Genomic DNA, 24,635 nt, shown 5'->3' with positions numbered 1-24,635 from the left:
CGCGCGGGGAACGGACGGTGAGGAGAACGTTCCGACTCGTCCCGAAAGGACACAGGTATGCGTCTCCAGCTCTGCCGCCGTGTCACGACCGGCGCCGTGTGTGCCGCGCTCGTACTCGGCACCGCGGCCCCGGCCGCCGCCCATGAACTCCCGCGCGACACCGGCGCCGACAGCGCGCCTGCCCCCGCGCCGGGACCGGCGGCACCCACGGCACCCGCGTCACCTGCGTCACCCGCGTCAGAGATCAAGCCCCTGGCGGACGTAGGTGACCTGCTGAAGCCCGTCGCCGATCTGGTCCAGGCGGCGCTGAAGGCTCCCGGTGGCGAGCTCTCCGCCGCGGACATCGAGAAGCACACCAAGGCCATCAGGGACGCCGTGACCGCCCTCAAGGCCGCCGCTCCGGCCGACACGCTGGCCGATGTGGTGGCGACCGTACAGAAGACCACGGACTCGGTGCTCGAACCCGCCGCCGCGGCCGATCCCCAGCAGCCGTGAACGGCCTTCGCCCGGCCGCCCGTTCGATACGGGAATAGGGCGAGTTCCCTTCATTCGAGTGGCCTGTCCAGAATTCCTTCCCGACGGAGTTTCCGCCGCGCGCACGCGTCGTTACTGATGACGAGCGACCACGCGAATGGGATCTCCAAGAGGCCTGTGCGAAGCGTGAGTTGCCGCGCAACAGACATCGCTGAAAGAAGGATTCACCATGAAGCCCATGAAGGTCGCCGCAGTTGTCGCCGGTTCCGTGATGGCTCTGGGCGCCGCCACCCCGGCGTTCGCCGCCGAGGGCATGAGCCTCAATGGCGGGCTGGAGACCGTGCTGAGCGAGGGCCTCAAGGACCCCCGGCCGCTGAACACCAACGCGCTGGACACCGAGAACCCGGGGTCCGTGCTGAACGCCGTGAAGGGCGTCACGGACACCCTGAACAAGAAGAAGGGCGGCAAGACGAACGGTAAGACGGCCGGCAAGAAGACCTCGGGCAAGACGGGCGCCAAGGAGATCGTCGGCACGTCGACCGGCAACAAGCTGCTCGGTGGGCTTCCGCTCGGCAAGTAGTCTCCGGCAGCGGATTCCGGACGGTCCGGGCCCCGCGAGGGCCCGGACGCCGTAGCCTGCCCGGACTCCGTAGCCCACCGGGACCTGTGCCCGCCCGGATTCGGCTGACGCGGATCAGCTGGTCCAGAAGTCCCACCAGCGGGTCAGGACGAGCATCCCGATGACGCCGGTCCACAGCACCGGCGGCACCCAGTGGAACTCGCCGAGCGCGCTCCGCAGCCCCGCGGGCGCGGGCAGGATTCCGTGCTCGACGTTGTGCGCCGTGACGTAGCAGAACATCACGATGGTGGCGACCCAGGCCAGACAGCACCACAGACACAGCGAATTGATGCTGTAGAGCGACTGGTACTGGAGCCAGGTGCAGAAGCCGACGCCGAAGAGCGTCCCCGCGTTCAGGCCGAGCCAGAACCAGCGGCGGTAGCGCGCCCCGGCCAGCAGCCCCGCGCCGACGCCGATGACCACCGCGTACGCCGCGAGCCCCAGCATCGGGTTGGGGAATCCGAAGACCGAGGCCTGCTCGCTCTTCATGATGTTCCCGCAGGAGACCACCGGGTTCAGACTGCATCCCGGGGTGAAGTCCGGGTCCTCAAGCAGTTTGAACTTGTCGAGGGTGATCACCCAGGCCGCGAGCAGCCCGGCCGCTCCGCTGATCATCAGCACGAACGCGAAGGCCCGGCCGCCGCCCCACGCGCCGCCACCGCCGGTGCCCTCCGTACGCTCGTCGGTGGCCCTGTCCTCGGCCAGTGCCGTTGCCCTCACGTCCGCTCCCCTGCCTCCGGTGCTCATCCGGTGTCTGTCTGTCCGCGCTTCCGACGCTCAGCCGCGCAGGCTGCGTACCGGCACCAGGCAGTGCGCGGCGCTGGTGAGCATCGCCTGGTCACCGGCGAAGGCACGCAATTGCTCCTCGGTGACGGGCTTGCCCGGTGTCGCCTCCGCCCAGGGCCGGGTGGCGACGATGAAGTAGACCTGCCCGTGGTCCCGCGCGTCCCGCTCCCACTCCGGCGGGACGGGGCACTGCGCGGTCAGATACGGCATCGTCAGTACGGCGCGGCCCGCCTCCACCAGCAGTGTGATCGGCACGTTGGAGGTCTTCGAGACATCGACCAGATCGCCGCCGGGGATCAGCCCGATCTCGGCGAGCACCGTCCGCATCGTCTCCTCGCCGGCCTCCGCCCCGTCCTTGCCGTCCCCGAGTGAATAGGCGAGCAGGAAAGGCGCGTTGCGTTCGCCGTCGGAAGGATCGCTGGTCCAGGGAATCACCGAGAGAGTGCCCAGCCTGGAGGCTTTCCGCGCACTGGTCGAGGCGGAATTGATAGAGGTCATGTTGCGGCACAGTAGTGGCCTGCGAGGAAGATCCGTGAGCTCGCTTCACCCAAGTGGGGGACTGCGTACGCCACTTCGGGACATCACTCTCTCAATTTCGTTTTTCAGTACGAGACTTGTTCTTCCATCCGTTTGATTCGCCCGCGTGTGGACGTGCCCGCGCGGCGGGGGAAAGCCAGGCGTGCCAGTCTTTCTGGCCCGGCAGATCGGGAAGGCGCAGAACGCGCCACCCCTTGGTGTACGCGGGCGGCGCGCCCTCCCCCGCCACCACGACGGCCACCGGCCGGTCGCGGGCGAGCGCGACGAGCCCCGCGGGGGTGATGGAGCCGTCGTGGCCCCCGGTCTGCCGTGACGCGCAGCCCGCGAGGTAGGCGAGCCGTACGGCCTCCGCGCCGCTGACCACACAGGGCGGCCGTACGCCCTGGCGTGCCAGCTCCGCCGCCACCCTGCCGAACGCCACCCTGTTGGTACGGCCGCGCGAGGCGGCGCCGTCGAGGACCACGTACTGCACCGCCAGATGCGCCGCCAGCAGCGCCGCGAGAGCGCCCACCGCCAGGGGGCGCGGCCATGCCGCCCGGCCGATCCTGGCCAGGCCCGTCGCCGCCGGCAGCGCGAGCAGCGCGTAGGTGGGGAGGAGGAAGCGCGGCGCGGCGTAGCCGATGAGCAGGACGTACGGCACGGCCATCGACAGCCCGGCCAGTGTCGGCACCAACACGACGGCCGCCCGCTTCGCGCGCGCCGCGGCCAGCACCCCGCACAGCACGAGAAGCGGCAGCACGAACCACCACACCGCGGTGACGGGCCGCCGCCACGGGATGTCACAGGGACGGCAGAGCAGCCGCCCGTCGAGCGCGCGCACCTGGTCGTCGAAGGCGAGATGCCAGCCCAGGTCCCCCTGGATCGCGCTGGCGCGCCGCAGCCGCGCGGAGAGTCCGCCGTAACCGACGTACGCCTCGACGGCCCACGGCGCGCAGCCGAGGGCCGCACCCGCGGCGAGCGCCAGCAGTGGGAGCGGACGGCGCCACGCCCCGACGAGGAGCACGCCGGCGGCGAGCGGCAGGGCGAGCCAGAGAGCGTCGCTGGGCCGCATGAGCGCGACGAACGCCACGCCCCCGCACAGGCCGGCGAGCGCGGCGCGGTCGGACCGGTCGCGCGCGGCCCGCAGGAAGCAGCCGACCGCGAACAGGGACCCCAGGGCGACCCACAGGTTCGGCATGACCTGCGGACCGTAGAGGACGGTGATCCACAGCCCGGCGAAGAGCGCGCCGGCGAGGGCGAGTACGGGGGCCGGGAGCAGCCGTCGCCACACCCACAGCGCGATCAGGAGACCGGCGCCCGACAGCAGCGCGAGATAGACATGGAGGGCCTCGACGGACGAGGTCAGGGCGGTCACCGGCGCGATCAGGAAGGTGATGCCCCGGGCGCGGGGCGCGCTGAAGAAGGCGGCTTCGGCGTCCCGGGCGACCTGGCTGACATAGACCGTCTCGTCCCAGCCCAGACCCGACCCGGGCACGACGAGGACCAGTTGGAGGATGGTGTACGCCACCGCGACGACGGCGGGCCACCCGAACCCACGCACCACCCGACCGCCGCCGGCCCGGGTCTCCGTCCCGCTCGGGCCCGCGGCGACGGCCGGGGTCTCTGTCATGCGCCCCACGCTGCCTCGGCGCCGCGCGCCCGGCCATCGGAACAAGCCACTCGGCCGAACGGCAGCGCGCCCCGGGGCCGCGTTGGTCCGCCGGCCGAGCCGATGCGTCCGGTGCGTCCGGGGTCACCCCAGTGTGAGCTGCCAATACGCCGCTTCGCGATAGCCGTCGTCCGGTGGCGCCACTTCCACCGTGATGGGCATTCCCTCGGCGCTCCCCGCGACCCGTACCGGCACGGTGACCGTCTCGCCGGCGCCAAGCCGCGGCAGGAGCTGCGCGCCCGCCTCCAAGCGGTTGAGCCAGTCACTCGTGCTTCCGTCGTCGGGCCCGTTGTCGTCGAGAGATTCCCCGGCGCGTACGACCAGAGGGGCCGGCCCGTACTCGGAGGCGCTTTCGTCCGCGGAACCGCCACCGGGGGTCAGTGGTTGGTCCGTTCCGTTCTCGTACGTGACGGTGAAGCTGTAGGTACGCTCCGCCGGCTCCCGGAGCGGCTCGCCCACGGTCACCTTGAGCCCGTCCTCGTACCGCGCGGTGGCTCCGGGCGCCAACGGGTCGGCCACGCTGCCGGAAGCACCGTAGGCCGTCTCCTCCAGCTGGCCATAGCCGTCCAGGCCCTTTTCCAGCTCGGAGAGACCCCATACCCCCAGCAGTCCCAGGACGGTAAGAACGGCCAGCGCCGTCGCACAGCCCACGTACCACCGCTGTTCCGCCCCGCTGCCACCGTCCGTGCTTCTCTCAAGCGCCTCCATGTGGGCGATGCTATGAAGCATGCTCCCGGCCCTCTTGAGCGTTGCTACTCAGGTCCGGCTGAGTAGCGCGATGGCTACCCGGGCCGAGTGGCCGCTCCGCACGCTTTCGCTCCATCGGTGTCCGGCCATTTACGCGACAACGGCTATGGATTGCCCTGGGTGCGTGGGGTTGCACGGGAGTTGTCCAGGTCGAGCCGGTCGAGCCGCACACGGCCGGCTCAGGTCCCCCTACCGCATTGACTCGCAGCCGTCCACGGCCTGGTTCGCGGCCACGGCGGCGCTTGCGTGGCCCTCTGAGCGCGTCCCCGCATCCGCACGTCCACGCATCCGGTCCAGGACAAGCGCCGCCCGCATGAAGCGCTCAGCCGTTGACGCGCGTGTAGGTGAGGAACACCGCGCCGCCCTTGAGGACGGTGTGGTCGGCGAGTGTCCAGGTGCGCGGATCGAAAGCGGCCTTACGGGAGAACAGCGGTATCCCGTCGCCAATGGTCAGCGGGCCGATCTTGAGGATCAGCGTGTCGATCTCGGCGTACAGGGAGCCCGCCAGCTCTGCGCCACCGAGCAGCCAGATGTCCTTGCCGTCCTGCTGCTTGAGCTCCCGCACAGTCGCCACCGGGTCGTCGGCGACCAGTTCGACGGCCGGGTCCGGGCTCTCGGTCAGGGTCCGGGAGAATACGAGGTGACGCAAGTGGGGGTAGGCGTCGGTGATTCCGGCCGCAAGACCGATCTCGTAGCTGCGCCGCCCCTCAAGCACCGTGTCGAAGTGCGTGCCCTCCGCCGTGACGGACAGTGCCTGCCGGGCCTGGACGGGCAGTGTCTCCGGGTACTCGGCCACGAGGTGCTGGATGTAGTCCTCCGGTATCGGCCAGAAGCCGTTCGCACCGGTGGGGTCCGCGCCGTCCGGGCCCGCGATGAATCCATCGAGCGTGGTGGCGATGTAGTGGACGAGTCTGCGCACGCCAGTTCCTTTCCTTCGGTCCGCTGTCGCGGTGCGGCCCGGGGCCGCCGGTTGGCGTGCCTGGGTACGGGGCCACCGAGTGATCATGACACTCGACCAACTGGGCTATCGCATCACGCAACTCCCGGGCGAGTCCGAGGTCGTACCCGTCGAATGTATTCAGTCGCCTCGACTCGGTGGACAGCCCTTCGAGGAAGACGGCCGGCTGACCTGCGTCAGCGTGCATGAGCGGACGGAGAACGACGAAATCCCGCCCGATCGGAATGATCGGACGGGATTCGTGAACCGCCTACGAGCTTACTCGCGAACGGCCCTGCTGTGGACCGTTCACGGGTGGGCCTGACCTGCACCTACGGAGGCTCCCGTGCTGGCCTTCCCCAATCATTCGAAGATCATTTCCCGACCATGTGTACGGCACACCTAGGAAGGTCTACACGCACGCCGGCGCTGCAGCACCCAGGATCCGCAGCGCCCGCGGATGCCCCTGTTCGCCGAGGGCACGCACCAACTTGCCCACCGCTGCGTCGATGACCTCGTGTTCCCAGATCCGCAAGGGCACCCACCCCATCCGGACAAGGCGCGTGTCCGTATCGGTGTCCCGTCGAACGTTGCCCTCGAACTTCTCCCGCCACCACTCCGCGTTGTGCACCGGCGCGTGCATGTGCTGCGGACAGGCATGCCAGAAGCACCCCTGCACGAACACCACAGTGCGCCACCTCACGAACGTCAGGTCCGAACGCCGACGGCGCATGCCCGGAAGCGGCAGGTCAACGCGATAGCGGAAGCCCAGCGCGTGCAGCGCCCGTCTCAGCGCCATCTCCGGAGCGGTGTTCCGACTGCGCTGGGCCAACATCACACGGCGTACGTTGGCATCCCTCGGCGCAGGAACACCCTGTCGGCACACTCCATCTCTCATACGTGTACCAACTCCAGTACCGTGGACTTCGTCACCATCCCCCACGGTGGTGCGCACGGGCCTCACCGAGACATCAGCAGCAGCACTTGTGGCCAACAGCGGTCCGGAGCACGGAGACGCATTGGCTACGAAGTGCGTTGCTGGGCCACACTCCGGCTCAGCCTCTCCCCGCACGGCCTGGCTAGACCGATGAGCCGCCGGGCCGGACCCCACGCTCGGAAAGCGTCGCTGACCGACGAACGGTCTCTGGTCAGCACTACTCGTTATTGAGCGTGACAAAGCGTGCAGGTTCCGCCAGAACCTTGCTGGCGCCCTCCTCGTCCGCAGTGCGCGCGGCGAGAGTGGCTTCGGCCAGGCGGGGCGGGAGAGCTTCTCCGAACTTGAGGCCACGAACCGCTCGGCTGTCGACTTCGGGAAGGCATAGACCCGCACCGCTTTCCGCGCGAGCAACCTGCCAGTCTTGAAGGGTGAGGTCGTCGCGGAGCCGAATCCACTGATCACTGACGCGCCGGTACGGGGCCACCACCGAAGAAAGTGACGCTGCCAGGGTGGCGTTGGCGCGGTGGCCGGCCCAAGTCCACCAGCGGACGTCGCCGTCGGGACTCCGGGTGACGACCGTTCCGCCGGGGTGGACGGTATGCAAGTGCGCGTCGCGAGCCTCGGTGAGCTTTGCCGTGGCCCTCTTGGTCAGGCGGACCGGTAGATCATCGCCCAGGAGGATGTCACGGCCGGCGCGAGCGAGGGCGAATGAACGGATGCGTTCCGCGCCGAATCCGCTCCACTTGGCCCGCCCTCCCTCGTCAGCGGGTTCCACGAAGCAGCGCTTGCGGCTCCAGTCGATGTACGTCACCAGCCAGTTGCGGCCCGCGAGTAGTAGTTTGCGCGGGCCCTCGATCTCTTCGGTGAGCAAGTCGGGGTCGGTGCGGCCGATCTCTGTACGGCCGTTGAGGACGGTGAACTCGGGCGGGGCAGTGAAAACCGCAGTCAGGTTCATGAAGTGGCGGTGCCCGTAGCGGCGTTCGGCTTCCGGTCCAACGAAGAGCAGTCCGCCATCCTGGTCTAGATAACCCTGGTCAACGAGGTAGCGTACTACCGGGGCGGCTCCCGGACCGAAGGGCCCGATGCCGCCCCACCACTCCTGCCACAGGTTCTCGCCCACCCGGTGCTCCTGGAGGCACAGGGCCAGGAGTTGCTGGGCGACCAAGTGGCGTGGCTCGGGAGGAGCGACGACCGTTTCCACCCAGCCGCGGGACCACTGCAGGAGGAGCGCGGCCGACGAGAGCAGGCCTTCGGCGTCGAGTGCGAGGAAGAGGCAGTTGCGTGCGGTGCCGTGGCGGCGGCCGGTGCGCCCGAGACGCTGGAGGAAGGAGGCGACGGTTGCCGGTGCGTCGAGCTGGATGACGCGGTCCAGATCTCCGACGTCGATACCCAGTTCCAGCGTGCTGGTGGACACGATCACGCAGTCGCGGGCTTCGGCAAATGCGGTTTCGGCGCGCCTTCGCTCGTCCACGGAGAGCGACGCGTGGGACAGGAATGTCGTCACGCCCTTCAGACGCAACTGCTCGCCCAGCTCCTCGACGGTGCGGCGGCTCTCGCAGAAGACCAATCGCTTCTCGCCTCGGTGCAGGGCCGCGATGACGGTGGCGGCGTTCGCGACGGATCCGACGTAGTCGAGTTCGATGTCGCCAGGGGGCGGTGCGGCGGCTGCCGCTCCGTCCAACGGCTGTTCACGAAGATGGGGCGCGACGACCCGGGCGGGGCGGCGGCCGTGTCCGGAGCCCTGGAGCCACGCCAGCAGCTCGTCGGGGTTGCCGACCGTCGCGGACAGGCCGATCCGCTGGATGGGGTGGCCGGCAACGCGGCTCAGGCGCTCCAGTATGGCCAGCAAGTGCCAGCCCCGGTCGTCACCCGCGAAGGCGTGCACCTCGTCGACTACAACAGCGTTCAGCCCCGAGAAGAAGGCCTGGTGGTCGACATGCGTGCTGACCAGCATCGACTCCAGCGACTCGGGGGTGGTGAGGAGGATGTCCGGACGCTGCGTGAGGATGCGTCGCCGCTTGCCGGTGGTGATGTCGCCGTGCCAGAGCGAGGCCGTACGGCCCAGCCAGCCCGCATACGTCTCCAGGCGGGGGTGGAGGTTGTTGAGCAGGGCCTTGAGCGGGCACACGTACAAGACGCTGGTGCCCTTCCAGCCGCGCCGGTTCATACGGGTGAGTAGCGGGAAGGCCGCGGCTTCGGTCTTTCCGCCTGCGGTGGGTGCCAGCAGTACCGCGTCCTCGCCGCTGAGGAGCGGCTCGACGGCCTCTTCCTGCAGGGCACGCAGGGAGCGCCAGCCGAGGGAGTTGACGATGTGGTGGCCGAGAACGGGGTCGAGGAGATCGAATGGGTCGGCTGATTCCGTCATGGCAGATCCAGCTCGATGTCTCCCGCGCCGGTGGCCGCGCTGCGTTCGGTCTCGTTCAGCTCGGAGCTGTTCACTATGAGGGCGTAGTGGGTGCGTGGATCGAAGTCGTCGAACTCGTCGACCCTATCCATCACATCGGCGACGAGTTTGCGCAGGTACAGGCGCGGGGCGATGCCGACCTTCCCGCCGAGCGAGCCAGTGACCGCACGTGCCAATTCCGCGAGATAGGCGTCGTCAACGCGCGCGGCCAGCCGTTCGGGATGGCGAGCCACCCCTGCGTAGACGTCGCGCACCTTGGCGCCCAGTTCTGCCAGCGCATCCACATCGAAGCCCGCCAGGCGCAGTTGTACGGCGCGTGGGGAATCGAAGCGGGGATCGGTGGTGAAGTCTGTAGCGAGACGCTGGGCGAGGGGCGCGAGACGTTGGACGCCTTGCTGACCGTCGTAGAAGGCGGGGGTGCCGGTGATGACGAGGAACAAGCCAGGGAAGCGTCCGGCGTCGATCTCGTCGAGGAGCTGACGGAGCGCGTTGAGGGATTTCTCACGTACGTCGCCGCGCACCCGTTGCAGGGTCTCGACTTCGTCGAGTACGAGGAGCAGGCCAGGGTGTCCGCAGTCGCGCAGGACGGTGAGAAGCCCCTGGAGGAACGCGAGGGCGCCGAAGTGGTCGAGGTCGCCCCGGATACCCGCGGCGCGCTTCGCCGACGCGGCCACGGACTTCTGACCGCCGAGCCAGGCGATGAGTGCCTCGGCCCGGGCGCCGTCGCCCGCGGCGACGGCCTGGCGGTAGCCACGCAGCGCGGCAGAGAAGGCAGGCGTGGTGCGGGCGACATCGGCGAGGCGGCGCTCCAGAAGTTCGTCGACGGCCTCGGCCAGAGCGTCCTCGTCGTCCTCGGGGATGTCACCTCCGTCGAGGACTTCTTCCTCCAGTGCGTAGAACCAAGAGTCGATCACCGGCCGGAGGGCGGAGGGCTGGTGGGTGGCGGTGGTGAGGCGCTCGGTGAGCCTGCGATAGACGGTCTCCAGCCGGTGCAGCGGTGTCTCGGCCTCGGAGATCTGCACTTCGCTGACGGCGAGACCGCGCCGCTTGGCGCGTTCGGCGAGCCAACGGGCGAAGAAGGTCTTGCCCGAGCCGTACTCGCCGCGCAGGGCGTGAAAGGCGGAACCGCCGCGAGCGACGGTAGCCAGGTCGTCGTCGAGAGTGGCTTCGAAGCGGTTCAGGCCTACGGCGAACAGTCCGAGCCCGGACTGTGGCACCGTCCCGCGCCGCAGGGCGTCGATCACGTCGCGCCGGCGTGCCGTGCTGATCTCCGAGCCCCCGGTGGTCATGCGGCACCCCCGAGGAACTGCTGCTGGAGCAGGGACTTGTCGAGCTGGACGGTCCGCCCAGATTCGATGAGCTGGAGTACGGGGTATCCGTCGATGTTCAGCAGCCGCTCTAGGACGGTCGCGAAGCGCTCCGGGTTGCGCTGCGACTTGCCGGTGGCGGCCTGAGCGGCGGCGGCCACCGCGCCCGGGGAGAGCTTTCCGCCTGCTGCGAGCAGGGCATCGAGAACCGCGGCGACGGCCTTCTCCGTCGGAGCGAGACGGACGAACTCACGCTGCGCCTTGAACAGGGGTGACTGCACGGCCTGTTCGCCGAGCGTGCCCTGTTCGGGCAGCATGAAGATGCCTTCTCCCTGCGGGGCCTGCGCCGTCTTTCTTCCGCGCGGCTTCTCTGGGGGGGCTGCGGAGCCGGTCGGCTCGGGGGCGGCGTCGTCGGCGACTCGCCACCAGTTCGGAGCGGTGCGTTCCGCGGGCAGCAGTGTCCAGCCCGCCGGGATCAGATCGGCGGACGGGACGACGGTGACCACGGGAACAGTGACCTCTGCGAGAGCGGCACCGCCGTGGTATCCGGCCTGTCTGCCGGTGTAGCGCAGGTCCTCCCGCCAGGCGGCGACGATCGGTCCGCCACCCGCGAGGACACGGGGGCCAACCAGTGCGATCTCCCCTTCCTGCGGGGTCCCGGTGCGCCAGCGTGCGCCTTGTACCCCTTCCGCATCGGTCTGCTGGTGGCCGCGCGGGGTGCGGTCCAGGACGTGGCCGTGGTCGGAGACGAGGACGACGGGGCGTCCGTAGTCGCGTGCCGCGTTGAGCAGGTCGGAGAGTTTGGCGATGTCGCCTATGCTCCACCGGCCGCGGGCGCCTTCGCGGCCGTCCGCCAGCGCGTCGTCGATGGTGTTGACGACAACGGCTACGACATCGTCCGAGGCGAGCGTGTCCAGCAGTTCCGGTGCCAGACGGTGTCCCGGCGGTCCTTCGTAGCTGCCCTTGTGGAAGAGGTGCGCGTCACGATGGCGCTTGCGCCAGAACGCGGCGAACCCCTTGCTCTCCACGCGCTGCCCGCCCTGAGCCGGTTCACCGCTCAGGAGTGACGCTCTGCTGAACGTGGTGATGGAGGGCAGCATGGACACGGCCGCCTGGCGGGCGGCCTCCTTGCCGGGGCGCGGTTTGGGAATCACTTCGGTCCACACCCTGCGGTCCAGTTCGCCAGCGAGCTGGACGGCGACGTCCGCGCTCATGCCGTCGAGCACGAGAATCAGCGGCCGGCCTCCGTCGCGTGCGAGCGGCGCCGCTGCTTCGGCGAGCACGTTCTCGATGAGGAGCGCGCCCCCGGTCGACTGCTGGGACGCAGTCTCCGTCCAGTCGGCGAGGGTGCGGGCGAATTCCTCGTCGAGCCGGGTGCGACGCTCGCGGACCGCTTCTATCAGCCGGTGGTAGGCCTCGCCCACAGCGGTGTCGAGTGAGGTGTCGCCCTCGGAGAGAATGCCGACGGCCAGATCGGCCCAGCCTGCCGAGGCCATGTGCTCCTGCACGGCCTGGCCCGTCGACCCCGTCTTCGGCATCGGTGCGTTGAGCCAGCGCACCAAGCGTACGGCGGTGCGTGCCATGTCGGTGGACTCGGCGTTCAACTCGGAGAGCTGGTGTTCGGCCAGTTCACGCAGGGCTTGCTCCGCGTGCGCGACGTCGCCGTCGAGGGTGGCGGCCAGGGCCCGCAGCCGGGCTCGGTAGCCGGAGGGCAGCATGCGGTCGGTGCCGATGAGCGGGCTGAGCCGGGCGTCTGCGGCCAGTTGATCGGCCCGGTCGAGCACGGCGAGGACACGGCTGCGCGCCTCGGACCCATGGGGGCTGTTGCCTTCGGCCTGGGCGATCCAGCGGGTGACGACTCCGGTCGCGGCGTCGGCGAAGGGCCGCAGCGCGTCAAAGGAGGCGAGGGCCGAGCCGTACAGCGTGCCCAGGGCGAACCCGGCGGCCTCGGTCGAGGAGGCGGCCAGAGCCGCCGACGCGAGCGCCCCCAGCGGAAGCGCGTCGGCACCTCGCTGGTCCGCGGCCAGCGCCAGGAGTGTGGGCGCCGCCGGCCCGACGGTCTTCTCCAGCCACTGACTCAGCCCTGCGCGCTCGGCGGCGGGCAGGGCGGCGAACAGAGCGGGCCCCGCACCGGTCCGGGTCCAAGCGAACAGCGTGTCGGCGTCGAAGTCCAGGGTGTCGGAGGTGGTGTCACCGAGTCCGAGGCGCGCGGCGAGCAGGGCCCGTACGGCACGGTCGCGCGTGAGTACGGCTCCGCTGCGGGGCCAGTGGTCCGCGGGTTCGGCTTCGAGCAGCGCGTCCAGGAGCCATTTCTCGCCGGCCATCCGGGCATCGAGGTCCGCGGCGCCGAAGAGCTGTTTGACGATGTCCGCCGGGTCGACGGCGAGGGAGCGCCTGCGTACGGCGTGGGCGCGCAGATCCCAGCCGAGCTGGTCGGCGGGGACGGTACCGGTGACGACGAGGACGCTGTCGCCGTTCGGGTCCTCCTGGGACCGGTGGCGCTGCCAGGCGTCGACGATGCCGAGCGGGGAGTTCTGCTCGGTGATGCGGACCTGGCGTTTGCGACCGCCGATGCGGACCGTGAACTCCGTGTCCCGGTCCCCTCCTTCGTACGTGGCGTCGACCAGCACCAGCCGTTGGCCCTCCGCGTGCGGAAGTTCGCTCTCCAGGAGCACTTCGATGGCACGGCGGCCGGCTGCGGGACGTACGGTCATCAGTTGCCCTCTTCCGCGCTCGGCTCGTCGCCGTTCCTCACCGCACGCCAGATGATCTCCACCGAGGTGTCCGGGTGGGTGGCACGGAACTGCTCGATCTCCGCGCGGACGGCATCCAGTTCGTCGCTGAGCAGTGATTCGAGCGGGGACGGACCGGAGGCGATGACCCGCCGGGCGGACTGTGCCGGGCCCTCGGCGGCCACCTGCGGCTGCTGTGTCTGCGGCTGGGGCTGGGGGCGTACGGGATCGGAGGACACCGGCGGGTTCCCGTGCTGCGAAAGGGGAATCCGGTCCGGTCCGGGAGCGGGGGACGGGGGCTGCGGGGCCGCCTGCTCCACATGAAGGGCCGCCTCCACGATGGCCATGCCGGTCTCCGGTACGCCGCCGAGGACGGGCAGGAGCGAACGCTCGAACTCGGAGGCCCGGGCAGCCTCGGCGACCTGGGCCAGCAGCCGGCGCGCCCGGTCGCCCAGACTGTCTTCGCGGTCGCTGAGGCGCCGCACGTTCTTAAGGACCCGCCATGCGGCGTCGGCATCGTCCAGGGCGTGCAGCACCGCTTCCGCAGTGGTCATGGTGTGGGCCAGGTCCCGGTCCGGGCTCTCGTACGAGAGGCCGGAGAGTTCCCGGACGAGGGCGGTCGCGTCGCTGCCGTGGCGGCTGAGCCGGGCGAGCACCCCGGCGGCCTCGCGCAGCATCGCCGTGCGGGGGGCGGGTGCTTCGCCGTCCAGGCCCAGCAGCGCCGCGTGCTGGTCCAGTGAGGCACGGACCCCCGTCACGAAGGTCTCGTACTCCGCCGCCTTGTCCCGGACCTCTTCGGCGAGCTTGTTGACGTTCCTGGCGAACAGGGCGGGCTTGGAACGGGTTCCGAAGAGCCGCCCGGCACGGTCCCGGGCCCGGGCGTACTCCTCCTCGCTGGGCAGCGGCTGCGAGCGCAGCGCCCAGCCGGGGCCGATCGCGGCGAACTCGGGGGCGGCGGTCTCCGGGCCGGAGTGATAGACCCAGGCACGGTCGTCGAGCAGCGCGTACGCGGCGATCAGGAGGTTCGTGGTGTGCTTGTCGAGGCCGTCGTAGCCGAGGTCCTTGGTGATCCAGCTGCGGATGTCCTCGACGTTGAGCGGCCCGCGCTCCTTGTGCTGTGCGGCGGCCTGCTTGATACGCGTACGCCAGTCTGCACGCAGGACGAGGGGGCCGTCGTGGACGGTGCCGAGCTCCAGCGGCTCCACGATGCGCTTGACGGTCTTCAGCTGATGGCTGTCGACCTCCGCACGCCCGCCCTCGTCCATGGCCCGGGTGATCCACTCCAGGGCCGTCCGAAGCTCCCCCGTGGTGACGGCTTTGCACTGGCCGCTGTGATGCGGCCCGAAGTCGGGGTGCTTCGGATACAGCGCGGCGAGCAGCCCTCCGGCGAGGTGCAGCGCGTTGTCGGCCAAGGGCTTCCCGCCCTCCGGCTGAGGGCGCGGGAAGCGGGGATCCAGGCAGATCACATGACGCCCCTCCACCACTTCGGCGGCCCTGGTGCCGTCCTTGACCTCGGCGATTCCGTACACCTCGGCGAGCGAGCCGGTGAGGGTCCGGGTAAGGGTCTCGCGGCCGACCTCCAGCTGGCGGCGGGCCTTGGCCCGGTCGTCCGGCGGATAGTTGCGCGTGTAGTCGGCGAGCCGGTCGCGCTCCAGCAGGAAGTTGATCCGCATGAGACGCCCGAGCTGGGCCTTGCGCTGTTCGGAGAAGAAGTCGGGCAGCCAGACCAGGGTCGCGGCGGTGTACCCGTCCCTGATGAGTTCGACCACGCGCTGGTAGTCGTCGGTGGGGTACTTGCCGTCGTCGTCGAAGGGGTAGTCGATGACGAAGCGGATGTTGCCCGGGGTGGCCGGTGCGAACTGCTCGTCCGACAGGTCGCGCGGATCGCGTACGTTACCGAACACGAACTCGGCGGTGCGCCGGGTGCCGTGCCAGATGATCTCCTTCTCGGGGACGAGCTGCCCTTCCTTGACCCCGAGCTCCTCCCACAGCCGGTCCCGCAGCCAGACGCGGCGCACACCCGACCGGTCCTCACCGGCGACGGCGTCGAGGAGGGGTTCGACGTCCAGGTCGGACAGGTGCAGGGAGAAGACGGGGTCGGTGTCGCCCTCGGCGCGCAGTTCGGTGGGGTATTCGCCTTGCAGGGCCCGCATCCGGTCGATGACCTTCTGCCCGACCGGCACGGTCCGCGAGCGTACGGAGCCGTGGTTGAGGGCGGCGAGACGGGCCCCGGTGAGGCGGCGCAAAGCGGGTACGTCGGGGGCGAGCGCGGCCAGCAGCAGTGTCTTGACGAAGCGGTCGTCGGCGAGGAAGTCGGGGTGGTCGTCCCGTCCGTACTTCTCCAGCAGGTGAAGACGGGCCTTGGCGTGGAACCGCTGGGCCGCCTCCGACTCGTGCTTCAGCTTGTCGGTGAAGGCCGCCCCGGTCCCGTCGATCAGGACGTCCCACAGATCGCCGAGCGGGATCAGCTTGCCCAGCTCGGCGTCGGCGTTCTTCTCCAGGAGCTGCTGGACGAGCTTGAGGCCGGTCCGTTCGCGCTGGAGTGCGCCGGAGAGTGCAACGAGTACGTTCAGGAGGGCGGGCGAGAGCGGGTAGACGGTACGGAAGTCGTCCCAGCCCGCGTGCGTCGCGCCGCCGTCGTCGAGCAGGACGTCCTTCACCAGCGAGCTGAACCGGTCGACGCCCTCGAAGGCGGCGTCCAGCACGTGCTCCTGCCCGGACCTCGGCTTGAGCACCCGCTCCTTGATGATCTCCGGGAGGTTTCGGTCCTCCAGGTCGACGACGGTGACGCGCTCCTTGAGGTACTCCAGCGCCTGCTCCATGTTCTGCACGTCGGAGCCGAGGATGTCGGAGCCGACGAGTTGGGAGAGGTCGCGCTGGCGTGAGATGAAGGAGACGATCGGAACCGGCCGGTTCGGGTTGCTGGACTCGATCAGCTTGACGAGTTTCTGGATCTCGTCGTTGACGAAGGTCCGCTCCCGCATACGGGCCTGCAGCCACAGGATCAGTTCGTCGAGGAAGAGCACCACGCCGTCGTAGCCGAGCAACTGGGCGTGCACGCTCATGGCGCTGAGCCCGTCGTCCAGGGACACATACGCTGCCGCGTCGCCCCGGATACTGTCGGCGTACGCCTTCATGGGCCCGCTGATCAGGGCGGACACCAGCCGCCCCCGCCGCTCGTCGCCGTCGGGGGCGGCAAGGGCGGCATCGAGCTTCGCAGAGGTCCACGGGGCGTCGGCGACGGCCCCGATCGGGCTCAGCCCGTCCTCGTCGTCCTCGGCGTCCACCGCGGGCCCGGGGACGGGCCCCGCCGTGGGCAGCAGCCTGGCGAAGGCGTCGTCCCCGAGGGAGGCCCGCAGGTTCCGGGCGTCGGACAGCAGCGAGTCCGCCTTGAACACTAGCGGCGTGGGCGCGTCGGGGTGCCGCTCGCGGACGGTCTTGACGTATCCCCCGAGCAGCGCTGAGTCCAGGTTGGCCGCCCCGACCAGGTGGTAGGGGACCATGAGGAACCGCTTGCCGCTCAGCCACTCGTCGTGCTCGGCGACCACCTCGCGCAACCGGGGCTTGGCGCGGGTGGCGGGCTCGCCGTTGAGCACGGCGTGCAGCACGCTCAGGAAGTGGCTCTTACCGGCACCGAACGAACCGTGCAGATACGCAGCGTACGAGCTGTTCTTCCTCACCGCGCCCCGGATCAGCTTCAGCGCGATGTCGAACTGCTCCCGCAGCTGCGGGGTGACGACGTACTCCGCGACCGTGCCGGCGGAGGACCCGGTGAAGCCCTTCGACAGTTCGATCTTGAAGTCGCCTGCGTGGACGTCCTCCTTGATGTCGAGAACGTCCCTCAGCACGATGTCGCTGCCCCTGGCCATCAGCCGCTCCCGCTCCCCAAGACATCTCGCCCGGCCGCCGCAGCCGGACACACAGCGGAGTCACGCTGTCACCCGCGTCCCGCACGTACCCCCTCCATCCTGCCAGCTCGGGCGTGCGGTGCGGATCGGAGTGGGTGGAGTGGGTCAGCTGGGCGGAACGTCTATCGCCGGAGTGGCGGCGCGCTACCCGGCGGATGGACGGAAGGTCGCCTCGCCGGCACCGAGCTCGGAGTCGGCGCCGGGGATCAGGCGGTCTACCTCGCTACGCCACTCAGGCCCGCCCGCCTCATCGGCCTTGACGCTCGTGCACGCGTCAGCGGAGTCCTTACGAGAGTGGAGGAGATCGCTCTCGACGCCGAGCTCAGCCCGCGCAAGGAACAGCTTCTGTGGGAACGAGCGGTCGTTCCTTCCTGGTGACTGCATGACCAGGGAAGAACGGGTCGCAGTCTCTGTCGTGGACAGCCGAGAGCTTGACCGGACGCTGGCCAGTCGGGAGCGTCGAAACTCCCGGCTGACACACGCTCACGTGTGAGTAAATCCATTCACGCGAAAACTGGCACACGCTGGCAGGAGTAGCCGTAGAGTGGGTGCACCCACCCATCAGGGGTGCAACGGAGGGGACCACTATGCGAGTTCAGGTTCTGACTGGAACCCCCGCGGAGATCGCGGAGTTCCTGCAACTCACTGAGAGCGATAGGGCAGACAATGAGACCCCTGACCCTGTGGTCTCAGGTAACGCCATGAGCGCGGCAGAGGTGACCGCGTTCGTCGAGAAGCGGGGGCGCAGCGCCGACGCCAACGCCCGAGTTCTGGACTACCTCAAGCGCGTCCGTGCCCTCGGCTCCGTCGAGATCGTCACGGGCACGTCCTCCCGGACGAAGGACGGGCTCACGGACTACCTGATGATCCGCGATGACGGCGTCCGCCGCTACGGAGCCGTGGCCTACGTGAAGCCGGCGAACGGTGGACTCACCCTGCGCCTCACCCAGGAGGATGTTGCCGACGTCGACCCCGTCCGCATCAAGCTTCGCGACGTGCGCCCGGGACACCAGTACGTGGTCAACTGCCCTTTGCGGGATGCCGAAACGGTGCGCTTCGCTGTGGACCTGACTAGCCGCGCCCTCCGCAAGGTGCGCGGGAGCGACGACGAGGCGTAAATACGCCCCGCCCGTTGCGGGTGCACGCGACGTGGTCTCCCGGCCCGGTCGGCGTCGGTCCGGTTCATGCCGTCGCCGTGGCGACCACGGCCCAGACCGTCTTGCCCGGTGCGCCCGTGCGGCCGGTCACGCCCCACTCCTGGCACAGGGCCTCGACCAGCACCAGTCCACGCCCCGCCTCCTCGTCGCCTGCGGGGAGGACCGCGCGCAGCAACGGCACCCGTTCTCCCCTGGTGTCGCTGACCTCCACGCGGAGCTGCCCGCCGCTCGCCCGGACCAGCCGCAGCCGGGCATCCCGGCCGCGGACCAGCCCGTGCGTGACCGCGTTCGCAGCCAGCTCGCCCGCGATCAGGCTCACCGTGTCGTTCACCTCGGAGCCGTAGCGGTGGCCCCACTGGTGGACGCCGTGCGAGGCCAGTCGCCGCGCGAGACGGGCGCCGCGTGCGGTGGAGGAGAAGCGCAACTCGAAGAGGTCGCCGCGGTGCGGCGCGGTGAGGCCGGGGATCGTCATACTCCGAAGGCTCCCGCGCCGAGCACCCCTCTCACCAGGGGTGACGGCCGTACGAGCCAGTCCTGTCGGGGTCGGGGAGGCCACTGACGGGGCTGTACGGGCACGCCGAGTGCGGGCTGCCCCTCGACCCGCCGGGTAACGAGCCCAGGACGGTGAGCAGACCCGTCACGCCGAGGGCTGTCAAAGCATTGGACGTGGGGTGAGGCACAGCAGGAGGCGTACGACGGCGTAGGCCGGCGTGCCGATGGCGCCGCGGCCTGCCCGGGCCGGTGTGAGAGCCTCCGGATGGTGCCGCCGGTGTCCGAGACGGGGGTCGCCGCCCGGCTGCCCGGCGCCAACCCCCAACTGCCTCCGCACCAGGCAACCACTTCGGAACTCAGACGTTCGACTTGATGGTCTTGTCCGCGTACCGCAACGTCTCATCCATGGCCTTGGTCATCTCGCTCAAATCGTCTGGCGTTGCCGTGAGGAGGGCAGGGACGTTGATGATGTTCACGGCGAGGAAGCATCCCGCCACGGTGAGGAACTCCTTGTACCGTTCTCGCCCCTCGGTCCCGAGCGCTTCCCAGTTCCGGGGCTCCGGCGGCAGACTCGCCCTCCACTTCTCGAGGGCGTGGGTGCCGTGGACTTCGACGTATTCCATGATGGCCGTGGCGCGAGGCAAGACGTCGACCAGCGTGTCGAAGCCTTTCTGCGACTGGTTCAGAGCCGCCTCCGCAGCCTCGACCTCGGTGCGCAGACGCAGTTCCTCCTTCTTGTTCCGACGCTGCTTCACGACGTAGAAGCCGGCGGCCGCCAGCGCTGCCACCGGGGCGGCGACCATGCCGGTGAGCAGGAGAATGCCACCCGCCATACCCGCCCCGCCCGCGGCCAGCGTGCCCCCTCCCAGAAGGGCCAGCGTCGCGTTGGTCGCGGCGACCCCGGACAGCGTCGAAATAGCCGCTCCGGTGGAGGCAGTCCCGAACAACGCGGCGGCGGTGAACGCGCCGTAGGCCGCGGCCCCGCCGGCTGCCACTCCGGCCGCACCTCCTGCGGCGGCACCACGGATCACGTTGGCGATCCCAGCGGACATGGCCTCGATACGTATCGCCGCAGGGGTCTCGCCGCCCGTGCTCTCGGGCTCCTCCTCACCCGGCCTCTCCGGCTCGGGCGCCCCGCTGATGCTCTCTGCCAGCTCCACGAATCTCATGAAGAAGTCGTCGCGGACGACATCGTGGACGCGGTTGAAGGCTTCCCCGTACTCCTGAGTGATCTTCGATCGCTGGGCCGCCTTCTCGGTGATCTCGGCGTGGCGTCTCTTCGTCTCCGCGACCTGGTCGCGGAGCTTCACCGGCCGCTGACCCCGCTGGCGAGCGAGAGACATGGTTCGGTCCTCCGCCTCCCCCTTGAGTTGCTCAGGTGTGAGTTGGAGCGCGACGGCGATGGCTGCCAGACGGTGTTCCCCGGGGCTGACGAGACCGCTCTCGATCCGTGAGATCGAGACCGCGCCACCCTTCCCGTAATCAGCCCGCTTGGCCAACTCCTCCTGGGTCATCGAAGGGCCACGGGCCTGGCGGTGCTCGCGGATCACGAGGCCCATCGCCTCTGCGCTGAAGTCACTCACCGGTTCCGGTCCCCTTGCTCAGTGGGCTGTAGCGGTGCCAGGAGGACTGAAGCTCCCGCGCCAGCGCTCCACCGGAGCGAAACGTCTGGACGCTGTCCTCCGCGAACTGCTTGGCCGCCTTGACGACGGCCGGGTCACGACGGACTTTGTCGGCGGTCTGGATGTTCTGCGCTGCAACGAGGGTCAGTTGGGTGAGATCGAGGCGAGGCATGAAGTGGCCCTTTCGTCGCTGATGGCGCCTAGTGTGTGCAACATAGCGCCGCTTAGTGCACGGCACGCGCACTATGAGGAAGTCCAACCGCTACGGCGCTCGCTCGGCGCCTGGGACTGCCTGATCCGCAGGGTCGGGCACCGCGCGTCGCCCAGCCGTGCACCACGCCCGCCTCGACCGTTCCGCAGTCGGCTCTCCACGGTCGCCGCACTCTGCGAACATTCAGGGAAACCCGTATGCCCTTCAAAGGGTGTACGCCCCTGCGCAGAGAGGCACTTGCCCATGTCCGAGGACGCGATCAGACTCCCCGAGGTCGACAAGGACTGGGACGTTCCCTACCAGCCGGCGGACTTCCTCGACCTCGACCGTGCGTCCGTACCGTTGACGGGCAGGACACCGGCCCCCGCGCTGGTGGAGTTCGTCCATCAGCTGATCGCGGCGGAGGGGCCAATCCACGAAGAGGTGCTTCTCCTGCACGCGCGTGAGGTGCTGCACCTGAAGTCCTTCACGGCACCGAGGAAGAAGCTGGTCCTGGCGGCGGTGGGGCAACTGGTCGAGGGCGGCCGGATCGCAGTCGGCGGCGAGTTCTTCGATCTGCCGGGACGCCCCTGCCGCTACGCCCGTCGGCCGTTCCCCGGCCTCACGAAGCGCACCGTGGAACGCGTGGCACCGGCGGAACGTCAGACCGCCCTCGCCGGCCTCATCCACGACGAGCCCGGACGCCCCTACGGCGAGGTCGTGGCCGATGCGGTCCGCTTCTTCGGCTGGACCACGAGCACGCCCGGCGCCAAGTCGGCTCTGGCGGGCGACCTGTACCGCCTGCGCGACCAGGGGCGCGTCACGGGGTGGCCGGACAGCCTGGTGGGCCACGCGTCCTCGTAGTGCCCTCCTGCCAGGAGTGACCCCCCTACAGAAAGTGGCTGCAGGAGTGTCGGGGCGCTGCGGCGCCGGTAGGCGTGCCAGCACACGTCGTCAGCCGCGGTCACTCCCCGGGGGCGCGGGTGAAACGCGGCGCACCACCGTGACCTCGGTCGGTCTGGGCTGGTCCCTGCTGAGAACGCCGAGTACCACGGGCTCCATTCCGAGCCTCAATGTGGCGTTCTGCAGGGTTTCCCGCAGGTATGGGTGTGCCGTGAAGTAGGTGTTGTGCTCCACGTAAACACCGACCGCCTCTTCGGTGGGGTCCGGGCCTTCGTCCAGGGTGTAGTCGATGACCAGAACAACTTCCACCTCGGCGAGAGTCTGCTCGTCGGAGCCGCGCAGCTCGACGATCTGGTTGACACGCACGGCGAAGCGCGGCGACTCGTGGAACACTTCGCAGGGGTTGTGGTGAATCTGGATGCTGTGGACGTCGAACGGCGGCTCGCTCAGGCTCTCCGCTCTCATTCGCTGCACCCGGACGTCCGCGAGATGGAGCCTTTCGTGCAACGCTGCGACCTGTTCCCGCAGCTCGTCGTCCGAAGTCCCCGGAGCTTCGTCGGTGTCCACCGAAGTCACCGGCGACCGACCTGAGCGGCGTAGCGCCGCACGGTCGGCCGCGGTGAAGTGTCTTCCTCCAGCGCCGCGTCCACTACGGCAAGGGTGCGCGTGACACCGGCTGACGACAAGGTCTGCCAGCGTCCCCGTCCGGTCTCCTGCTGACGCTCTTGGAGCAGGGCGTTGAGACGCGCCACCTGCTCTGCGGTGAGGTAGGACGTGCCAGGTTCCAGGTCGAGGCAGTAATGCGCCTCCAGCCACGCGAGGATCTCGGGCCAGACCCAGATCCTCGTCGCGGTACGCCCCTGGCCCACCTGGGCACGAGGCGCTGGGAACGGCGCCCCGGCGGCGCGCCTCTTCCCTGCCGCCCACAGACGGACGGCTTCATGACTCAGTCCTGCCCTCACGGCGACGTCCGCGAGCGACACGAACTGCTCGTCGACGCGCTCCACAGACGCCTGCGGCAGTACGCGTCCGATGCAGAGCGCCGCGGCCGCGGCAGCGGCCACAGGATCGGGCGACGTGGTGAAGAACGTGGCGACCACCTGCCCGCCAGTCTCCTGCCAAGCGAAGTCAGCCAGATTGAGAGCGAGCTTCTCAGCCGTACTGTCGTCGTCGAGATCGACGTTGCGGACGATCAGTGGAATGTGCGTCTCCATGGAGTACCCCCTCCTCCTGACATCACCATACCCGCTTGTTGGACTTCTCCAACATGTTAGGCAGAGGGAGAACCATGTGCATCCGGACCGCGCCGGAGGCGCTCGCCCAGATCCTCCACACGGGCCCTGACCTGCCCAATCCTGGCACGGAGACCATCACCGGGATCTCCCGCCGGAAGGCCGTCGGCAAGCTGCTGGGCCTCGTCGACCTGCACCGACGCGTCAACGATCAGGACGTCGAGTTCCGCCGGAGTGGGCGGGCATCCTAACTCGGATCCGTGCGGCAACACGGCAAATGCCTCCACGACCAACCGCTCACCGTCTTCTTCGCGCAACAGCGCCTGAGCAAGCTTCTCCGCCTCGTCAGCCGCTGTGGCAGCGCCGAGGAGCAGCTCCTCGGCCTGAGCCCTTCTGTCTGCGGCCTCCAGACAGCGGCTCGCCGCTGCCAGCATCGCTTCGGCGCGGTCGAGCAGCTCTGCCGCTCTGAGGAGGATCTGGCCGGCGCCCGCTGCCGCGAGGTGATCGCATCGCGTGACGGTCTTGCGCGCGGTGAGGGCAGCGGACTCCCCACCGACACCCGAGCTGAAGACGAGAACCTTGCACGGCTTGTCCGCGTCCGGGTCGCACACGATGCGGCCCCAGGTATGGCCATCGACGGTCTGCAGATGCCACCCCGCTGCCCGGGCCAGGTCGAGCGTCTCCCTCCACCACGACTTCGGATGCCTGGGCCACCGCTCATGCGGCTGATACCAGTGACTCACCGCAGCCCCCTCCCCCCGCCACGCGCCCTCGCGCCTGTTCGTCGCGCATGCCAGTCGGCCACCAGTGTCTCACCGTGGCCCGGACAAAGGTGAGTTCGCGGGTGATCTGCCTGGTCACCCACATGGAGCTGTTTATGCGGAACCGTCCCGTCAGCGCCTCGCACGGTCCTAGCCTCGTGCCACTGCCTGCCGATCGAAGGAGTGCGGGACCATGGACGTTGCGGTTGCCGGCCCCGCCGGGAGTGCCGCAGAGCCGGGCAGTGGTTTCCTGCGCTGCTTCGGACGCCAGATGAAGCTGCTGCGCGAGACCGGGGGGCTCACGCAGTCGGAGTTGGGTGCGCGCGTCGGGTACGGCGAGGCGCAGATCGCCGCGGTGGAGCAGGGGCGGCGCATCCCGAAGCCGGAGATGGTGGACGCGGTGGACCTGGTGGTCGGCGGGCGGGGCGTGCTGATGGCGATGAAGGGGGAGGTGGAGCGGGCTCGGTATCCGTCGTTCTTCCGTCGATACGCGCAGCTTGAGGCGGAGGCCACGCAGCTTCACGCGTACGAGAACCATGTCGTGAAGGGCCTGTTGCAGACGGAGGAATACGCGCGAGCCGTCTTCGAAATGTGGCGTCCGCTGCTCGATGCCGACACCGTCGAGCAGCGCGTCTCCGCGCGCATGGATCGCCAGAAACTCTTCTCCCCACGCCCGGCACCGCTCCTGAGCTTCGTCATCGGGGAAACCGCGCTGCGGCGCCCGCTCGGCGGACGGGCCGTGTTACGCGGCCAGTTGGAACGGCTCCTGCTGCTCGGGCACGAAGGGAACACCGAGATCCAGATCATGCCGACCGACCGCGAGGAACACGCTGGCCTGGCTGGGGCCTTCACGTTGCTCCACATTGGCGATCACCGCAGGATGGCATACGTAGAGGTGCAGGCCGAGAGTGCACTGCACTCGGAACCGAAGAAGGTCGGCCCGTACGAATCGACCTACGGCGCCCTCCGGGCCCAGGCACTGACGCCGAGGGAGTCGCTGGCCTTCATGAAAAGGCTGTTGGGAGAGCTATGAACAAGGAAGTACCGCCGATGAACCCAGACAAGCGAGTCTGGTTCAAGAGCAGCTACAGCGCGGGCAAGGGGGGCGACTGCGTGGAGGTTGCAACCGTCCACACGTCTGTGTGCATCCGCGACTCCAAGCAGGCTGACGGGCCCGTCCTGCGCGTGGGAAGCGCCGGGTGGGCGCAGTTCGTTCGGATGGCCGCGCGCGGCTGACGCGTC

At 69.3% G+C, this 24,635-nt stretch carries 21 protein-coding genes and 1 pseudogene; 6 read left to right on the top strand and 16 right to left on the bottom strand.

All coding sequences use genetic code 11. The features are described 5' to 3' along the window. The first annotated feature begins 57 nt into the window (after positions 1 to 57). The gene (locus AB0M67_RS24520; protein ID WP_365748683.1) at positions 58 to 495 is read left to right on the top strand and encodes a hypothetical protein; all 438 of its coding nucleotides are present in this window, start codon (positions 58 to 60) and stop codon (positions 493 to 495) included. A gap of 208 nt (positions 496 to 703) precedes the next feature. Then, positions 704 to 925: pseudogene (locus AB0M67_RS24515) on the top strand (hypothetical protein); the annotation flags it as partial. Between the two features lie 243 nt (positions 926 to 1,168). Here the strand turns inward: AB0M67_RS24515 and AB0M67_RS24510 are convergent. The 10 genes from AB0M67_RS24510 to AB0M67_RS24465 form a co-directional block, all read right to left on the bottom strand. Next, complete coding sequence (locus AB0M67_RS24510) at positions 1,169 to 1,840, bottom strand: vitamin K epoxide reductase family protein (RefSeq protein WP_365748681.1); 672 nt, start codon at positions 1,838 to 1,840, stop codon at positions 1,169 to 1,171. A gap of 30 nt (positions 1,841 to 1,870) precedes the next feature. Continuing rightward, a complete protein-coding gene (locus AB0M67_RS24505) occupies positions 1,871 to 2,377 on the bottom strand; it encodes a DUF5949 family protein (RefSeq protein WP_365748679.1) in 507 nt (168 codons plus the stop codon). Positions 2,378 to 2,468: 91 nt separating this feature from the next. Next, positions 2,469 to 4,025, bottom strand: coding sequence for a hypothetical protein (locus tag AB0M67_RS24500; RefSeq protein WP_365748677.1), 1,557 nt, complete (start codon positions 4,023 to 4,025; stop codon positions 2,469 to 2,471). 123 nt (positions 4,026 to 4,148) lie between these two features. Next, entirely contained in the window at positions 4,149 to 4,772 is a 624-nt protein-coding gene (locus AB0M67_RS24495; RefSeq protein WP_365748675.1) for a hypothetical protein, read from the bottom strand. Between the two features lie 361 nt (positions 4,773 to 5,133). Beyond that, the gene (locus AB0M67_RS24490) at positions 5,134 to 5,730 is read right to left on the bottom strand and encodes a dihydrofolate reductase family protein (protein WP_365748673.1); all 597 of its coding nucleotides are present in this window, start codon (positions 5,728 to 5,730) and stop codon (positions 5,134 to 5,136) included. 430 nt (positions 5,731 to 6,160) lie between these two features. Then, positions 6,161 to 6,646, bottom strand: a complete 486-nt coding sequence (locus AB0M67_RS24485; RefSeq protein WP_365748672.1) for a very short patch repair endonuclease — start codon at positions 6,644 to 6,646, stop codon at positions 6,161 to 6,163. A 256-nt stretch (positions 6,647 to 6,902) separates the two neighbouring features. Further along, positions 6,903 to 9,050: a DEAD/DEAH box helicase gene (locus AB0M67_RS24480; RefSeq protein ID WP_365748671.1), complete on the bottom strand. Its 2,148-nt coding sequence runs from the start codon at positions 9,048 to 9,050 to the stop codon at positions 6,903 to 6,905. Next, positions 9,047 to 10,378, bottom strand: coding sequence for a BREX system ATP-binding protein BrxD (brxD, locus tag AB0M67_RS24475; RefSeq protein ID WP_365748669.1), 1,332 nt, complete (start codon positions 10,376 to 10,378; stop codon positions 9,047 to 9,049). The genes AB0M67_RS24480 and brxD overlap by 4 nt, the downstream gene beginning before the upstream one ends. Further along, on the bottom strand, positions 10,375 to 13,110 hold the full coding sequence (pglZ, locus tag AB0M67_RS24470) for a BREX-2 system phosphatase PglZ (protein ID WP_365748666.1): 2,736 nt from the start codon (positions 13,108 to 13,110) through the stop codon (positions 10,375 to 10,377). The genes brxD and pglZ overlap by 4 nt, the downstream gene beginning before the upstream one ends. After that, the gene (locus AB0M67_RS24465) at positions 13,110 to 16,997 is read right to left on the bottom strand and encodes a hypothetical protein (protein WP_365748664.1); all 3,888 of its coding nucleotides are present in this window, start codon (positions 16,995 to 16,997) and stop codon (positions 13,110 to 13,112) included. The genes pglZ and AB0M67_RS24465 overlap by 1 nt, the downstream gene beginning before the upstream one ends. Positions 16,998 to 17,737: 740 nt before the next feature. Here AB0M67_RS24465 and AB0M67_RS24460 point away from each other — a divergent pair. Further along, entirely contained in the window at positions 17,738 to 18,154 is a 417-nt protein-coding gene (locus tag AB0M67_RS24460) for a hypothetical protein (protein ID WP_365748662.1), read from the top strand. Between the two features lie 64 nt (positions 18,155 to 18,218). Here the strand turns inward: AB0M67_RS24460 and AB0M67_RS24455 are convergent, their stop codons facing one another. The 3 genes from AB0M67_RS24455 to AB0M67_RS24445 all read right to left on the bottom strand — a co-directional run bounded on the left by AB0M67_RS24455 (position 18,219) and on the right by AB0M67_RS24445 (position 20,479). Further along, on the bottom strand, positions 18,219 to 18,665 hold the full coding sequence (locus AB0M67_RS24455; RefSeq protein ID WP_365748660.1) for an ATP-binding protein: 447 nt from the start codon (positions 18,663 to 18,665) through the stop codon (positions 18,219 to 18,221). A gap of 376 nt (positions 18,666 to 19,041) precedes the next feature. Further along, positions 19,042 to 20,268, bottom strand: coding sequence for a helix-turn-helix transcriptional regulator (locus AB0M67_RS24450; protein WP_365748658.1), 1,227 nt, complete (start codon positions 20,266 to 20,268; stop codon positions 19,042 to 19,044). Then, positions 20,261 to 20,479, bottom strand: a complete 219-nt coding sequence (locus AB0M67_RS24445) for a hypothetical protein (protein ID WP_365748656.1) — start codon at positions 20,477 to 20,479, stop codon at positions 20,261 to 20,263. Before AB0M67_RS24445 ends, AB0M67_RS24450 begins: the two co-directional genes overlap by 8 nt. Before the next feature lie 282 nt (positions 20,480 to 20,761). Here AB0M67_RS24445 and AB0M67_RS24440 point away from each other — a divergent pair, with 282 nt between their 5' ends. Next, the gene (locus AB0M67_RS24440; protein WP_365748654.1) at positions 20,762 to 21,361 is read left to right on the top strand and encodes a hypothetical protein; all 600 of its coding nucleotides are present in this window, start codon (positions 20,762 to 20,764) and stop codon (positions 21,359 to 21,361) included. A gap of 90 nt (positions 21,362 to 21,451) precedes the next feature. Here AB0M67_RS24440 and AB0M67_RS24435 read toward each other — a convergent pair whose 3' ends face one another. The 3 genes from AB0M67_RS24435 to AB0M67_RS24425 are packed head-to-tail and all read right to left on the bottom strand — an operon-like array spanning position 21,452 to position 23,375. Beyond that, positions 21,452 to 21,967: a hypothetical protein gene (locus AB0M67_RS24435; protein WP_365748652.1), complete on the bottom strand. Its 516-nt coding sequence runs from the start codon at positions 21,965 to 21,967 to the stop codon at positions 21,452 to 21,454. 5 nt (positions 21,968 to 21,972) lie between these two features. Next, entirely contained in the window at positions 21,973 to 22,614 is a 642-nt protein-coding gene (locus tag AB0M67_RS24430) for a hypothetical protein (protein ID WP_365748650.1), read from the bottom strand. Between the two features lie 56 nt (positions 22,615 to 22,670). Next, on the bottom strand, positions 22,671 to 23,375 hold the full coding sequence (locus AB0M67_RS24425; RefSeq protein ID WP_365748649.1) for a hypothetical protein: 705 nt from the start codon (positions 23,373 to 23,375) through the stop codon (positions 22,671 to 22,673). 211 nt (positions 23,376 to 23,586) lie between these two features. Here AB0M67_RS24425 and AB0M67_RS24420 point away from each other — a divergent pair, with 211 nt between their 5' ends. Further along, positions 23,587 to 24,426 carry a helix-turn-helix transcriptional regulator gene (locus AB0M67_RS24420; protein ID WP_365748647.1) on the top strand — a complete coding sequence of 280 codons (840 nt, stop codon included), beginning with the start codon at positions 23,587 to 23,589 and terminating at the stop codon, positions 24,424 to 24,426. Beyond that, a complete protein-coding gene (locus AB0M67_RS24415) occupies positions 24,423 to 24,629 on the top strand; it encodes a DUF397 domain-containing protein (protein WP_365748645.1) in 207 nt (68 codons plus the stop codon). Before AB0M67_RS24420 ends, AB0M67_RS24415 begins: the two co-directional genes overlap by 4 nt. The last annotated feature ends 6 nt before the right edge of the window (positions 24,630 to 24,635 follow it).

This window comes from Streptomyces sp. NPDC051662, from assembly GCF_040681655.1.
Classification (GTDB): Bacteria; Actinomycetota; Actinomycetes; order Streptomycetales; family Streptomycetaceae; genus Streptomyces.
The sequence above is the reverse complement of the archived record's forward strand: the minus strand, read 5'-3'. Positions and strand labels throughout refer to the sequence as shown.